General features: G+C 31.6%; 14 protein-coding genes and 3 riboswitches. Of the genes, 10 read left to right on the top strand and 4 right to left on the bottom strand.

The annotated features are described in order from the left end of the window. Positions 1–3 precede the first annotated feature (3 nt). A riboswitch (cyclic di-GMP riboswitch) is annotated at positions 4–79 on the top strand. A gap of 84 nt (positions 80–163) precedes the next feature. Further along, a riboswitch (cyclic di-GMP riboswitch) is annotated at positions 164–240 on the top strand. 49 nt (positions 241–289) lie between these two features. From ACL_RS05010 to ACL_RS04970, 9 genes are all read left to right on the top strand, one after another. After that, on the top strand, positions 290–1,033 hold the full coding sequence (locus ACL_RS05010) for a hypothetical protein (RefSeq protein ID WP_012242954.1): 744 nt from the start codon (positions 290–292) through the stop codon (positions 1,031–1,033). Between the two features lies 1 nt (position 1,034). Further along, positions 1,035–1,973, top strand: coding sequence for a hypothetical protein (locus ACL_RS05005; protein ID WP_012242953.1), 939 nt, complete (start codon positions 1,035–1,037; stop codon positions 1,971–1,973). Between the two features lie 80 nt (positions 1,974–2,053). After that, on the top strand, positions 2,054–2,965 hold the full coding sequence (locus ACL_RS05000) for a hypothetical protein (protein ID WP_012242952.1): 912 nt from the start codon (positions 2,054–2,056) through the stop codon (positions 2,963–2,965). 107 nt (positions 2,966–3,072) lie between these two features. Further along, the gene (locus ACL_RS04995; RefSeq protein ID WP_012242951.1) at positions 3,073–3,762 is read left to right on the top strand and encodes a S24/S26 family peptidase; all 690 of its coding nucleotides are present in this window, start codon (positions 3,073–3,075) and stop codon (positions 3,760–3,762) included. A gap of 29 nt (positions 3,763–3,791) precedes the next feature. Then, complete coding sequence (locus ACL_RS04990) at positions 3,792–5,342, top strand: hypothetical protein (protein ID WP_012242950.1); 1,551 nt, start codon at positions 3,792–3,794, stop codon at positions 5,340–5,342. A 15-nt stretch (positions 5,343–5,357) separates the two neighbouring features. Then, a complete protein-coding gene (locus tag ACL_RS04985; RefSeq protein ID WP_041634146.1) occupies positions 5,358–7,139 on the top strand; it encodes a hypothetical protein in 1,782 nt (593 codons plus the stop codon). Continuing rightward, on the top strand, positions 7,136–7,729 hold the full coding sequence (locus ACL_RS04980) for a signal peptidase I (RefSeq protein ID WP_012242948.1): 594 nt from the start codon (positions 7,136–7,138) through the stop codon (positions 7,727–7,729). The genes ACL_RS04985 and ACL_RS04980 overlap by 4 nt, the downstream gene beginning before the upstream one ends. Further along, a riboswitch (cyclic di-GMP riboswitch) is annotated at positions 7,722–7,801 on the top strand. Its footprint overlaps the gene before it by 8 nt. A gap of 11 nt (positions 7,802–7,812) precedes the next feature. After that, positions 7,813–8,445 carry a hypothetical protein gene (locus tag ACL_RS04975; protein WP_012242947.1) on the top strand — a complete coding sequence of 211 codons (633 nt, stop codon included), beginning with the start codon at positions 7,813–7,815 and terminating at the stop codon, positions 8,443–8,445. Positions 8,446–8,449: 4 nt separating this feature from the next. Then, positions 8,450–10,687 (top strand): hypothetical protein, encoded by a 2,238-nt coding sequence (locus ACL_RS04970; protein WP_012242946.1) that lies wholly within the window; start codon positions 8,450–8,452, stop codon positions 10,685–10,687. 67 nt (positions 10,688–10,754) lie between these two features. Here the strand turns inward: ACL_RS04970 and ACL_RS04965 are convergent, their stop codons facing one another. From ACL_RS04965 to ACL_RS04950, 4 genes are all read right to left on the bottom strand, one after another. Further along, positions 10,755–11,573: a mechanosensitive ion channel family protein gene (locus tag ACL_RS04965; protein ID WP_012242945.1), complete on the bottom strand. Its 819-nt coding sequence runs from the start codon at positions 11,571–11,573 to the stop codon at positions 10,755–10,757. A gap of 55 nt (positions 11,574–11,628) precedes the next feature. Further along, on the bottom strand, positions 11,629–12,432 hold the full coding sequence (locus ACL_RS04960; RefSeq protein ID WP_012242944.1) for a MetQ/NlpA family ABC transporter substrate-binding protein: 804 nt from the start codon (positions 12,430–12,432) through the stop codon (positions 11,629–11,631). A 132-nt stretch (positions 12,433–12,564) separates the two neighbouring features. Further along, on the bottom strand, positions 12,565–13,113 hold the full coding sequence (locus ACL_RS04955; protein WP_049751960.1) for an ABC transporter permease subunit: 549 nt from the start codon (positions 13,111–13,113) through the stop codon (positions 12,565–12,567). Beyond that, the gene (locus tag ACL_RS04950) at positions 13,110–13,841 is read right to left on the bottom strand and encodes an ATP-binding cassette domain-containing protein (protein WP_012242942.1); all 732 of its coding nucleotides are present in this window, start codon (positions 13,839–13,841) and stop codon (positions 13,110–13,112) included. The genes ACL_RS04955 and ACL_RS04950 overlap by 4 nt, the downstream gene beginning before the upstream one ends. Before the next feature lie 148 nt (positions 13,842–13,989). Between ACL_RS04950 and ACL_RS04945 the strand changes: the two genes are divergently transcribed. Further along, the gene (locus ACL_RS04945) at positions 13,990–15,207 is read left to right on the top strand and encodes an ATP-binding protein (protein WP_012242941.1); all 1,218 of its coding nucleotides are present in this window, start codon (positions 13,990–13,992) and stop codon (positions 15,205–15,207) included. Positions 15,208–15,241 lie beyond the last annotated feature (34 nt).

Genomic DNA, 15,241 nt, shown 5'->3' with positions numbered 1-15,241 from the left:
GTATCATAAAAAAGGCAAAATTAGGGTAACTTAATGACGCAAAACTACAGGGTCCAAATTAGGATAGCCAGTTGCTATATAGCAATTGGTTTTTATTGCTTTATAAGACGTTTTAAGTACAATTTGTTGACAAATTTAATCTATATGCTAAAATAAGCATGTGTAAAGTTTTTGGCAAAATTAGGGTAACCTAATGACGCAAAACTATAGGGCCTATATATTAGGCAGCCAGTTGCACTTATCTAGGGTAAGCAATTGGTTTTTGTTTTAATAAAACGAGGATGCGTATATGAGGACAACTAAATTTTGGGGGATCAATAGCACTATTAGAAGATCAACCAGAACATCTAAATTCATATTCCTGCTCATACCGTTATTTGGATTTCTATCCTTAACATTAGGTGTTGTATCGTTTTATGGGCAAAATACCGGAGACTACTCAGTTAGGATTGATGACTTTAGTGGACACTCAATTAGAATCTCTGAAACAGAAGATTTTAAAGATACAAGAACTGTGTTAAGGTATCCAGGTACTGCGTTTGTCAATCAAGCATCTTATTCGGGTATTATGGCATTTCACTATCAAGAAGCGCTAAATACAAATGGATATTATCTAAAAAATGTTTTAGATAAAGATAGAGAAGTTGTAGCATTTACATTTTATGTTAAAAACATGAATCAAACAGCTACAATAAACCGTATTAACTACAAAATAGTGTTTGAAGAATTAAATAATCATATTGAAGAACACTTAAGAATTATGGTCGTAGTTGATGATGTAAGAGATGTCTATGAATTCCAACCATTTAGAATAGATGACGTTTCATCCTTAAGGTTTAGAAGTAATTCGGTTGCAGTGGATTCAAATATATTTGAACTCAAAGCAGGCGATGTTTCAAAGGTTACAGTATTTATTTGGATTGATGGATATTTGGAAGAATATTTAACATCAAAAATAGGTAAATATACTGAAGAAGAGTTACTTGGAGGATCATTAAAGTTAAATATGATCTTAAGTGTAACAGGTGAATAAAATGCATAAGAAATTTTATTTACTCATTATATCGTTTATGTGTGTAACAATTACACTATCTACTACAGTATATGCATGGTTTTCAATATCTAAGACAAATATGATTGAGGCTATTGAAATAGGTATTTCATTAGACGATAACATTCAACTGTCACTAGATGGTATTACTTATCATAAAACTATAGATAATAAGATGTTATCGGATGTTATTGGTAAAAACCCAGTATTATCATCAATTACTTCACAAGATGGTAAAAACTTCTTCAAAGGTCCTTATGAATTAACTAAAAGGGCAACTAAGAATGATGATTATATATCCTTTGATCTATATTTTAGATTAACAAGTGATAATCCAAATGTAAGAGCACACCAAAAATTCATATACCTATCAAATAAAATTGATCCTGTATATGATGAAGCATCTACTCTAAAAGGTACATATGTTACATCTAAAGGTAATAGATGGACCAACCCAATCGCATTTCATGATGGTATGGGTATCATACCTGCAGGTACAAATCGTTTGTATTATGCTAAAAATGCTGTTAGAATTTCAAGTGATAGTCCAAACCCTGATATATCATTCATATATGATGTATCTGAAGATAGATACCGAGGATTTGGAAAAGTATTTGGAGCATATGATTATTTCATGAAGCGCTTAGGTATTGAATTACAAATACCACCAGCACCAACGAATGAAATCTATGAATTATCAAAATTTTCACCACTGCAAGATGATATAGCACTAGATAAAACAAGCTTACTTGCAGAGTTACAACTCATATCAGAAGATAATGGAACTTACATTTATCAAGGTATGACAACAATTAATATTTGGCTAGAAGGATGGGATGCAGATGCATTTGATCCGATACTAGATGATAAACTACTTATTAGTTTAAATATAAGATCAGCCAGATATGTTGAAGCATCATAAAAATATAAGGTTATAAATGGTTAAAAGCCAAGTAACAAAAATAAATAATAAAAAATTCCCTAAATAAGGAGAGGAAAAAAATGAAATCATTAACAAATAAATTAGTTATGTCGGTACTAGCATTAGTACTAACAGGCGTGGCTTTATCCGTAGGGGTATTAGCATGGTTCACAATTAATAATAGAGCGACTATTGAAGCTTTCACAGGTACAGTTCAAACCGGAGAAGGTTTCTATGTTTCACTTGATGGAACTACTTGGAAAAACACTTTAACAACTACTGAAATGCAAACAGCTGCAGGTGCTGTAACATTTGTTCCATTAACATCACAAGATGGTATAGCTTTATATGATCTAGGATCTAGTACAGCTGCAACTGCTGGATTCATTGAATTTGACTTATTGTTTGCAGGTTCTGCAAACCTAAATAATATCATTATAGATTCATTAACACTTAGTGGTACACAAACTTCTTGGATTCCAGGTATATATGTACCAGGTACTAGACAAACAGGTGCTCCAGATGCAAATACACCAATCCTTGATTATGTGTCAAATGCAGCAAGAGTAAGTTTCCAAGATATGATTACTACTACAACATCAACAATTTTTGAGCAAAGTGTTGGTACTGACACAAATAGTCTAGGTTTTGGAACTTATGCTACAAATGAAGCTATCTTATTCTATAACGCTATCATGGATACTGATCTTGTTGAAAACGACTTTGATACAGCTGCTGCTGCATTAGCTCTTAAACCAACAGAACAAGCTGGTAATGGACTTACTGTAGTTGTTGCTGCACTAAATCCGAACGGAACTGTAATTTCAGGATATACTTATGATACATCATCATTAACTGCAATTGGTGGTTCAAGTGCAAAAGTTGGAGCTATTACAGTTAGAGTTTGGGTTGAAGGTTGGGATCAAGAAGCATTTAACGCGATTCTTTCTGGTGTTTTAACAGTTAACTTTAATTTTACTGCAACAGCTTAATATTATTGATTATATTGAAGAAAACCTTGAAATCAATTAAGGTTTTCTTCATAAATTAAATTAAAAGTGGTATGATATAATCATAAAATTAAAACGAGGTATATCACATGTCAAGTAAACAACGAGTCTTTAAGTATTTAGGGATTGTGGGTAATGTTGTATTTTATCTATTACTCTTAATGTTATTACTCTTTTCAATATCCAACCTAACAGTTAGAACCGAAAAAGATTTACCGAATATTTTTGGTAAAGGCTTCGTTTCTATTCTATCTGGATCGATGGAAGGTGAAGAGAAAGACAACTTTGATACAGGCTCCCTAGTATTTATAGATATTCTAAGTGATAGTCAAAAACAAAACTTAGAAGTTGGTCAAATCATTGTATTTTATGATAACGTTCAACGTATACATATCATCCATAGAATCAAAACTATTACAGGAGACACAGTAGTAACTCAAGGTGATGTCAATGCACGTATGTACGGCTCATTTGATGGTACAAACTTTGATCCTAATATGCAATTAGAAGCATCTAGTCTAGATGATGTTATAGGAAGATATACAGGACATTGGTCTGGTGTTGGTAGTGCAATTCAAGAAATACGTACGCCAAACGGATTAGTATTCTATGTCATCTTACCACTGTTTATTCTATTTACATTTGAAGCTGTTATCTTAATTAGATATATATTAAGACGCAACAAAGAAAAGTTAGAATTAAAATATGCTCTTGAAAAAGAAGCACTTCGTTTAGAATTAGAAAAAGAATTATTAGAAAAACACAGCAACAAAAAATAAACTATTAACATAAAATAAGAAGGTCAATTATGAGTGAGTTTGCAACTTGGTACATAGAATTCATCCAAACTGTTTTTGAGTATGTAGCATCATTCTTTGCAACCATATTTAATGCATTCTACTATGCTTTATGGGTAAATCCATCGAACATGTTAGATTCATTTGTAAATGCAAGCATGAACTTTAACGCTTTGGACTGGATCATTGGTATATTAATACTAATCATCAATTTCATATTTATTGTATCACTAGCTTACTTTATCATCGTACTATTGCGTAGATATTTTAGATTCGTGAAAAAGGAAGTTTCTAAAGACGATCTTTTAATTGAAATCACAGAACTTAATCAAAAACTGATTGATGTAACTGATGAAAAAAATGCAATATTAACACTTAAATCAAGTGACCTAGGATTACCTATGAATCGTCGTAGTGTAACCGGTACATTAGCTAAGTTAAACGAGGAAGAGGATGAAAAGTTAGAAGAACAAACTTCACGTTTTACAAAGCTTATTGCAGTGGATGAAACTTACCATATGCAAGTACTTCAAACCAACATGACAGAGTCAGATATGCTTAACTTAAATCAACTTGTTGATAGATTTATTAACTTTGCAGCATCACAATTAAAATTATTTTATTCGCCAAAAATTGTTTCAATATTTTTTGCAGGTATGGGGTCTTCAAAGATTATTATCTTAGAAGGGATCTCAGGTACTGGTAAAACGTCTCTACCTTATTCTATGGGGAAATTCTTTAATAACGATACTTCAATCATTTCTGTGCAGCCATCATGGCGTGATCGCGCAGAAATGATTGGATATCTAAATGAATTTACCAAAAAATTTAATGAGACTGACTTCTTAAAATCTATTTATGAAGCCACTTACCGTACTGACCTAAACTTTATTGTATTAGATGAGATGAACTTAGCGCGTGTTGAATACTACTTTGCTGACTTCTTATCTATATTGGAAATGCCAAATACAAGTGAATGGGAAATTGATATTACATCAGATACTGTTCCAGGTGATCCAATACACTTAAAAGAAGGAAAACTACTGTTACCACCAAATATTTGGTTCATAGGTACAGCTAACCGTGATGACTCAACATTTGCAATCACAGATAAAGTATATGACCGTGCTGCATCTATTGAATTATCTGTAAGAGCAGATTACATTGATGCACCATTCACAGATTCAATTCATGTCACACATGATTACATGGATGCATTATTTAAAGAAGCAGTAAAAATGAACCCGATTTCTCAAAAATCATTAGAAAATCTTAAAAAAATAGATGAGTTCATTACGCAAAATTTCCAAATTACATTTGGTAACCGTATTATGAAACAAATCAATACATTTGTGCCAATATTCGTTGCTTGTGGACAATCTGAGGTAGATGGTCTTGATTATATTATAACTAGAAAAGTATTACGTAAATTTGAGTTCTTAAACTTACCATTCTTAAGAAAAGAATTAGATGAGCTTATTGCTTTAATTGATAAACTATTTGGTAAACAATCATTTACTGAAGCACGTAATATGATTAACAACTATAAGAAACAAATGTAGAAAGGTTGACTCTATTTGAAAAATAGCTATGATTTAGATTTATTCTACACCATGTTAATCTCAAGACTTGATGAACTCGAAGAAGATACTGACTTTCCTGTTTACTTTTATCAAGGTTTATATGATGGCGTAAATAAACTTAAGCAAGTAGAGACAACAGAAACAAAAAAGTTCGATGATCACTGGATATTTGCTATTGAATCATACTATCCTTATGTAGATAAAATATTACGAAACTACAAATCAGCCTTAAGAGTTGAAGAGGAAGTCGTAATTGTTGAAAAAGCAAAGAAAACTACATCTAGAACTGTTAGACACTTAGCTGCAAATACACACTTACTCAAACTACCAGACAAAGATCAACCAACAACTGAGGTTATGCCTAAAAAGCTTTTAGTTGAATTTTCAGAAGATGAGTTTGGTATTTATGAAAATAGATTTGTTGCAACTCTGATTCAACGTTTAGTAGATTTTGTCTCAAGACGTATGAGAATACTTGAAGAAGACGTTAATACTAAAAAGATTAAAGAGTTAAATAATACCATTGAGTTATCCATAGATAATTCAAAATATGAAATTAATATAGATTTAAGAGAAGTTCAAACTATCGATCAAGGTAAAATTGAAGAAGATAATCAAAAGTTATTAGCACGTGCACAAGAACTTCACAAAAAGTTAGCAAATGCTTTAAATACTGAATTCATGAAGACGATGCGCAATTACCGAAAGGTAAAAGCCCCAATCATGAAAACACAAATCATCTTAAAAAATACGAACTACCGAAATTGTTACCTACTCTGGCAATACTTAGACCAGTACAATAGTTTAGGGTTTGAACTTATTCGTGATGTAAAACAAAAAAGATTTAATGAAACATATCGTAAACACTTAAGTCAAAATGCATTATTTGCATTCTCAACCATGATGTTTCATGATGTTGTAAGAGAAAAAGACCAAAAGTTATTAACCAAAAGTTTTAAGGTGAAAAAAGCAGAAGAAATAAAACTTACTGCGGATGAACTTAAAATCGATCCTGAAAGCTATAAAATTGAAGATACTTTGATGAATGAATTTTACTTAAACAAGACAAAACAGATGTTTAAGAAAACTATTGATCAGTACATGCAGACAGAACCTAAATATGAAGTCGCATTAAGAAAAGCTTTAAAAGATACGATAGAAATAACAAACAGTCTTTATGCATCTTATTTTGAAATCAATCAAGACGATGATGTCTTCGATAGATTAGTTCAAGAAACTAACCCTAAAGATGACTTAGATAGTGCAGATGAAAAATTTAAAATTGCATCTATCGTAAGACAACTAAAAGAAGCTGATTACAAAAAAGCAATCGCACTAGAGAAAAAATGGTATCAAACAACACTTAGATATCAAAAAAGATTCTTCAAGTCTGTTAAACTAGACAGTGATGAAAAGCTTAAAAAAGAAGCTAAAAGAGTTAGTGAACTAAATGAAGAGTACATAAAATTACAGCGTGTTGAAATGCTTGATGAACAAAAGGTTCAAGTTGCAAAAGATAATGAAATGTTGCTTGAATTAAAAACACAGTATCGTGAAAGATACAAAAAAGAAGCTAAACGTATTGCAGATATTCAAAAACGTAAGGCTGAGCGTGAACTAGAAAGACTAAGAAAACGTAAAGAAAAAGCTCAAGAAAAACTTAGAATTTCTAAAGAAAAGCAAAAGTTAAAACAAAAACAATACATTGATAAACAAAAAGAGAAAATTAAAGCATCTCATGATAAAGCAATGGCTGCTTTAAAAAAAGGTAAATGAAAAAGACAATTAATCATACTAAAAAGATTATTGTAACAATCATCATATTCTTCACACTCATATTTGTTACAATGTCCTTATTAAGTCAAATAACTAAAAAGCCATTTTCAATTTTAGGTGTTAGTTACGGTTTAGTACTTACACCATCTATGGAACCCGAAATCCTTGTTGGGGACTTTGTTATTATGAATGATGTAGCATTTGATAACTTGAAAATTGGAGATGTCATTGCGTTCACATCTATGGATAACCGAGTTATAATCCATGAAATTATCTCTGAAAACCCAGAAGGTTATATTACAAAAGGTGTCAATAATGATGAAAGTGATTTTGATACTGAAGGTTATATTACCAAAGAAAAGTACTTATCTAAAGTAGTATGGAGTGGTGGTAGTTTTATTGGAAGGTATTTAGTAAATGAACGACTCTTAGTCATTGGTATCATCATATTAATTATTGCACTTATATTTATTTTTCAACTACTCATAGTAATTTATCAAATTACTGAGCGTCAAAAATATAAATATAAAACAGACTTAGAAAAATATAAACAAGAATTAAAACAAAAAAACGACAAACGTCAAGATTAAAAGGCAAACTTAAGGTAACTTAAGGACGCAAAACTAAAGGGTCTAATTAGTAATAGACAGCCAGTTGCATCGGAAAGGTACGTATGAAATCATTAAGAAGATCAGTTATCTTAATCATATTCTTACTTGTATCAGTGGCTTCCATGGCAACTGGCGTTTTTGCTTGGTTTATTGACTATGGCAATCGTGCAAATGTAGATTACTTTGAAGGTTCATTAATGGGTAATGAGGATGTCTTAGAAATTGATGCTGAAACTGAAGGTATCTTTTTAGGAGATCGCATAAGAGACTTAGTTTACTTAAATGATAGTGATTTTAATGATACAAGTTTTAACTTTTATGGATATGCATCAGTACTTGAAATTGTTATTACTAATCCAGGATTAACATCAGTGAATGTGAATCTACAACTTAATGTTGTAGCAGCACCTGAATTTGGTGTGTATGCTGGTAATCAAGCTGGTTTAAAATATCTTGTGCTAGAAGAACATCCTACATTAACACAAACTGTATACATGGCAAATAGATTTCAATATTTCCAATCAACTGGTAGTGTGTTTACAGCGATGAATCAACATAATTTAGCAGGATTTTCACTTCAAGGTGAATCATCTATACGTGTATACATTTATGTTTGGGGCGCTTATGATGGTCTTACAACGGCTCAAAAGTCTGTGTATCATGCACTCGTATACCGTGTAAAGGTTATGGTGTAATACTATGAGAAAAATAAAAAAAATCATTATATTATTTCTTATGACAACCGTTTTCCTATCAACAATAGTAGGTGCTTATGCATGGTTTACACTACAACCTTCAACTGAGGCACTTGACCTTAATGCACGTAGTACAGAACTTATATCATCAAGTGCAAGAGTACAATTAGGTTCTCAACCACTAGACTATAACAGTAGTTATTATAATCAAACAGAATATGCAATTCAATTTACTAAATCACAAATCTCAAATAATTTAAGTGGTTCAACTTTTCCGCTTTCAATAAATGTTTTAATCACTGCATTAAAAACGGTTAATGTTCGATTTAAATTAGTCGAAGTATGGACTGTAAACAACGTTGTACAAAATAAACCTAATGTGTTTACATGGAATTATGCACAATCAAACCGTATCGATAATTCAGGATACTATATGCATGATCAAGTCTTATCAAAAGGCTTAACACCATTTGATGTTGGATTTATCACTAATGCATCTGTGAATACAAGTGTATTAAACGACTTATCAAATAATGCCGTTTTAAAACTAAGTTTAGTAGTATCAGCTGTTCAAACTAATCGATCTTCAAATTGGAATCTAGCAGCTTCTAATCACGTAATTAAGCAATTTAATGTACCTTCCAATATCTCAGGTCAATCATTAAATGTTATTTTTAATGGAGTATCTAATCCTCAATATACGCGTGGTGTGTATGTGGAGTTTAAATCAGGTACAAATAACTTTAGTTATATTTGGCATACAAGATCTGCACTATCTAACCGTTTAACACTTCCTGCGGGTACTTATGATGTTAGAATTAATTTAGTAAACCATCTTAATTTCACAGTCTCAAGAAATGGAAATACAATTGAAATTCAAATAACTTATGGGCCAATTACAAGTTGGGGATTAGAAGATGTGTTGTATGCACCTTCCATGGTGCCAACTTGGCAACCAAATGTTACGTATAAATCTGGTGATATGGTCTACTATGATGACTTAAGTGGTAATGGGGTTAACGCTGGTTATTATAAAGCTAGACAAGCATCTACAGGTGCAGAACCAGATGCATCTCCTTGGGCATGGCAAACTATTTCTGTATACTACTCTGATACAAGAGCTTACTTAGCTGGTGAAATTATTTACTATAATAATAAATTTTATCGTGCAAAAGCTAATGTATGGGCTGGAAATCCTCCACCACTAGCATGGGCATGGGAACTCTTAGGTTTAGAACATGAAACAGGTAAAGTATATACTCCTGGCGATGTAACTTATACACTATCTAATGATATTAAGTCATGGTATGTGTCTTACGGTAGTTTTACCGCACATAGTGAAATTATTGAACAACACTACAATTTAAAATACATGAGTATCAATTACAGTGAGCATAATAAGGGTAAATATCAGTCAGGCGAGTATGTATATCATGAGGGATATTATTATAAAGTAACGGTAGCTGAAAACTGGAGTGTACCTGCACTAGGTGCTTATGGATATCAACGACTTGGCATAGAATATGTTAATAGAGCATATCCAGTTCAAAGTATTGTCTCTTATAATAATCAATACTACATTGCAGTTAATGCTGTAAGTACTGGTAATACACCGGGTTCAAGTGCAAACTGGAGATTACTCAATCATCGTGGAAATTATCTATCTACAACAACTTATAACCGTTATGATAGTATAATCTACAATGGTAAAAGATACTTTTGGAATAACCCAACAGCAACAATAAACACCAATCCAGAGACAACATCAGGTTGGTGGTCATTAGAAGAAAATTGGGACTTTAAAAATACATACGTTCAAGATTCAATCGTTAGTTATAATAATGATCTCTACATTCTAAGAAGTGGGACTTCACAAAATCAAATACCAGGTGTTTCTGGAGCGTGGCAACCATTATCATTAAAATGGAGCCCTACAGCGATGTATTATCGCTCAGGTTCTAAAGTGAGCATCGTAGAACATGAAGGTAAATATTATGTATGGTATGGTAATCATGATACAACTAATACTTCAGAGCCAGGTACTAGTAGAAATGGTTGGAACGAGTTAACTGATGTTTGGGTATCAACAAATAGATATCTACAAGGTGATTTTGTTATATACGACGGGTCTTTTTGGGAGTTATTATTACCTACAAACCCAACAGATCAAACAAATGTACCAGGTATAGATTTCACAGTATGGAAAGAACACCCTATTGAATGGAATCCAAATAGAAATTAATCATATATAAAAATAAAAACCGACTAGGTACTAGAATGTCTCCCATTCTTACCTAGTCGGCTTTTTTCTAAAACACTTTAGTTTCTTCTCGAATGCTTTGAATAAACACTTGAATATCGCGTCTTAAATCTCTTTCGATACTGTAATGCTTTTGATTTTGAGTCTTAAAAATAACTCTTAGTTTTAAATTATGTAACTGTGTATCCACTACCCCTTGATAACTTGGAAGTTCAGTAATAGCGTCATACTTTTTATAACTAGCTAGTAGCTCATTAAATGAATCACTTGTAAAATGATTTATATCAAACTGAGCAGATACGAAAAACTCTACAACACCCACTGAATCTCTACCTGCAAAATTGGTTAGTGATTTAATATCACCATTATTCACTAATCTCAATTCATTCTTCCAATTTAAGATTTTGGTACGTCTAATACCTACTTCTTGAACGGTACCGGAAAAATTACCAACTTCAACAAAATCTCCTACACTCATCGCACCTTCAAAAATAATAAAGAATCCAGCTATCATGTCTTTAATAAGTTCTTGTGCACCAAAGCCAACAGCAAAACCTAAGATACCGGCACTTGCAAGGATTGGGGCTAAATCAAGGCCAAATTCTTTTAAGACCATCATGGCCATAACAAACCAGAACAAATACTTAATAAGGGCCAATATGAGTGCTGCAACAGTACGTTGACGTCTCACCATACGTTTTTCTTTAGCTTTAAGTCTTGAAATGACCAATTTAATGACCATATGAAAGACAGAACCAATAAGTATCCAACCAAAAATTGAAGCAACAGTAACGATTAAACTAACTAATACAGGGTCAAATGCTAGACCTGTTAACCACTCAGTTAAAAATGTTTTTAAAATGTCCATAAAAAAATACCTCACTTGTATTTAATATATCACAAATGAGGTTTTTTTTAAAGTCTTAGAATGCAGGTGTAGCAGCCCAACCGTAATTCGTTTCTAACCAAGTTCTTACTTTACCGGATGTAAGAATCTCGATAAATGTTTGAATTCTAGGATCATTTAAATTATCTTTTCTAGTTACAAAACTAATCGCATAGGTCTTAGTTAAATCATTTAATTCTTCATATTCTAAAACTTGACTATCATCCATTAATTGATTATTTGTATCTCTTGCATAAGTCGGATACATAATCGCTAGTTTAGAACCATCTGAATGGTATGCACTTGATGTTGTACCAAGGGATCTTGTTTCAAATACAAGGGATTTAGGGTTTGATTCAATATCATCTAATGTAGCTGTGACATCAATGCCTTCTTTTAAAGTGATTAATCCTAAACTATCTAGTAAGATTAAAGCTCTAGGTAGATTGACGACATCTTCAGGTACATAAATTGTTGTACCATTTGGAATATCTTCTAACGTATCATAAACACCTGAATATAATGCAAAGTAAGAATGATAAATTGGTTGTGCAATGACAAGTTCTGCGTTATTAGCCTTATTAAAGAATTCCATAAAGTATTGATGTTGTACCATGTTTCCATCAATTTCACCGTTATTTAGTGGCGTGTTTAATACGTTGTAATCCATTTGAACTTGTTCAATTTTAATACCTTTTTCTAATAAATCCGCTTCAATTAAATCAAGTAACTCAGGCATCGGATAAAAGTTTACGCCAATTTTTAATACATCATCAGAAGATGTACAAGCAGTTAATAAGCCTAAAAGTATGGTAGTTGTGATAAGTAATAATTTTTTCATGTTAATGACCTCTTTTCTTTTTGTTTAAATAATTTGCAAGTATATTTCCAAGTAGTTGAACTACTTGTACAATTAGAATCATAATAATGGTTGAAGCCCACATTAAGGTTTTACCAACAGGTGAGTAATAACCTATTGAATCGCAGTATAGCCTAATCCTCCACCACCGATAATATAAACCACAGAAGAATAAGCAAGTAGACTTACCAAAAACGAAGTAAACGCTAAGATTATGGATGATCTTGCTTCTACAAAGATAAACTCTTTAAATAATTGATATTTAGATGCACCCATTGTGTGTGCAATATCAATTATCATTGGATTCATATCTATGATAGCTTGTTCCACGAGTCTAGCTAATGTAGCTATTCCAATCAGGCTTAATGCCATAATAGAAGGTATGAAACCAATACTTGTACCAAATAGATCAAATGATGTTGGTATGATGATAACCATCAATAAAACAAATGGAATGGAACGTATGATACTTACTAAAATAGAAAGTATATGTACAAGAGATTTAAACTGATGAAATACTTTCTTTTCATAAAGTGCAAACATCATACCAAGTAATGTACCAATTGGTAAGGATATTAATGTACTTACCAATAATAGATTGAATGTTTCAAGTGCAGCATCTATGAGTTTTAATTGATCTATTTGACTGATAAACATGATCATAGTCTGTCACCCCAGATTGCATCATAAGTGGTGGAGAGTGTACTTAATTTATCAATTTTTCCAATATGTTTAATCTTATTATCTCCAAGCATCATCACTCGGTCACATAGATACTTGATGGATTGTATTTGGTGTGAGACAAATACAATCGTAGGTTTGAAGGTTTCATGTAGTTTTCTAATAAGCTTTAAAATATCATAGGCAGTTTCTTCATCAAGTGCTGAAGTGGGTTCATCTAAAAAAAGTAGTTTAGGATCTGTAATTAACGCTCTAGCAATACTGATACGCTGTGCCTCGCCACCAGATAAGGTGATTGGATAATCTAGTGCTTTAGAATCTAGGCCGACAAAGGCTAACATCTCTCTAGCCTTTTGATGACGGGTTAGTTTATCGACACCACGTAACTTTAAAGGTAAACTGACATTATCTAAAACATTTAAGTTATATAGTAAGGAAAAGTTTTGATAAATAAACGAAGTGTTTTGTAGAAGTTTAACCTTATCTTTATGAGTTAACGTTTTAACATCTATATCCATTAATGTGTATGTGCCGGTATCATACATCATTGATAAAGATAGTATCTTTAGTAGCGTGGATTTACCAACACCACTTTTTCCAATGATGCCAAATATCTCACCATCATGGATTTCAAGTGAAATATCATCGAGTGCACAAACACTGTTATTTTTTGTCTTAAATGATTTACTTATATGTTCTAATTTAATCATATATATCATTATCCTTTTTCTAATTCTTGTATATTATATATAGAGACATCTTCTTTTACTAACTTCTTGCAATATAAACGAAATAATCGTAAGATAGATTATATAGACATCTTAATATATAAAATATAGATAAGGAATTACGAATAATATGATAAATAGTATAAAAATATCAAATTTCAAATCAATACATAATGAGGTTACTCTAAACTTTGATGATCAGCTTATCTTTAATATGTTATTTGGTAAAGTAGGTTCTGGTAAATCACTAGTGTTTGAAGCTATAAAACAGTTTAAAGAAGTGTTTTTATATGGTATGCGATCAGTTGAACGTATACCTGATGAAATAAAGACCACCTACACCATTGAATTCATGATAGATAATCAGATGATTCATTATCATACAACACTTAATTATGATAAAAGTGAAATACTTTATGAGGCATTAGAACAAGTCACTAAAACATCCAAGTATGTGTATTTTATAAGAGATGGATATGATATTACGATTGGTGATAAATTAGAAAGAATATTTACGCCATTTGATTTTGAAAGATTTAAAACCTATCTATATGATTTAAGATTTGATAAACGTGAGTTTATATTAAATCACTTAAGATTAAAAGACTTTTCTGAAAGTAAGGGTGCACTCATACTTTCAAAACTAGCAGACTATATCCATAAACTAAAATTTCTAAGACCGGATAATCATATCAACTTCTATACAGATATGGATGAGAGTCATTATGTGAGTGTATTAAAATTGGTACAATCTGTACTACCTCAAATACATTCGCTTCAATATAAAGAAGTAACCTTAGATGATTTGAGGTATCGCTTAAATAGACACCGTTATGATCATCTATTAGATGAGTTTAGAAATCATGTCACGAAGTTTAATACATCAAACTTTTTTATTGAAGTATATGATGAGTTTTACAAATTAAGTGGTCGCAATCTAAACGAATTGTCTATACATGCAATTGATGTTCATTACAATGATGGAAAGATACTAAACTTTAGCGACTTATCCAAAGGTGAAAAAGCGATTCTTGTTTTAAGTATGATGATTTCAAACGCTAAAGTTTATGACGCAATCTTTATTGAGGATGTGACAAGTCATATCGATCATGCATCATTTACTAGATGGTTAAAAAAGGTGCGACCTATCTTAAGTCTAAAACATATAAAGTTAAACTGTACAACACATGATATGTTATTATTTGATAGTAGTCACTTTGACTTTAAGGAAATGATTTATGTTTCAAAAAATCCGTTTTCTAAGTTAAACTACTTAAGTGCATTAGGCATTAGGAAAGATAAAAAAATACTTAATTTATATTTAGAAGGTTATTTTGATAAATTATAAAAATAAAGGCACCTTTAAAGGTGCCTTTAACTAT

Source organism: Acholeplasma laidlawii PG-8A (genome assembly GCF_000018785.1).
Lineage (GTDB): Bacteria > Bacillota_I > Bacilli_A > Acholeplasmatales > Acholeplasmataceae > Acholeplasma > Acholeplasma laidlawii.
The sequence above is the reverse complement of the archived record's forward strand: the minus strand, read 5'-3'. Positions and strand labels throughout refer to the sequence as shown.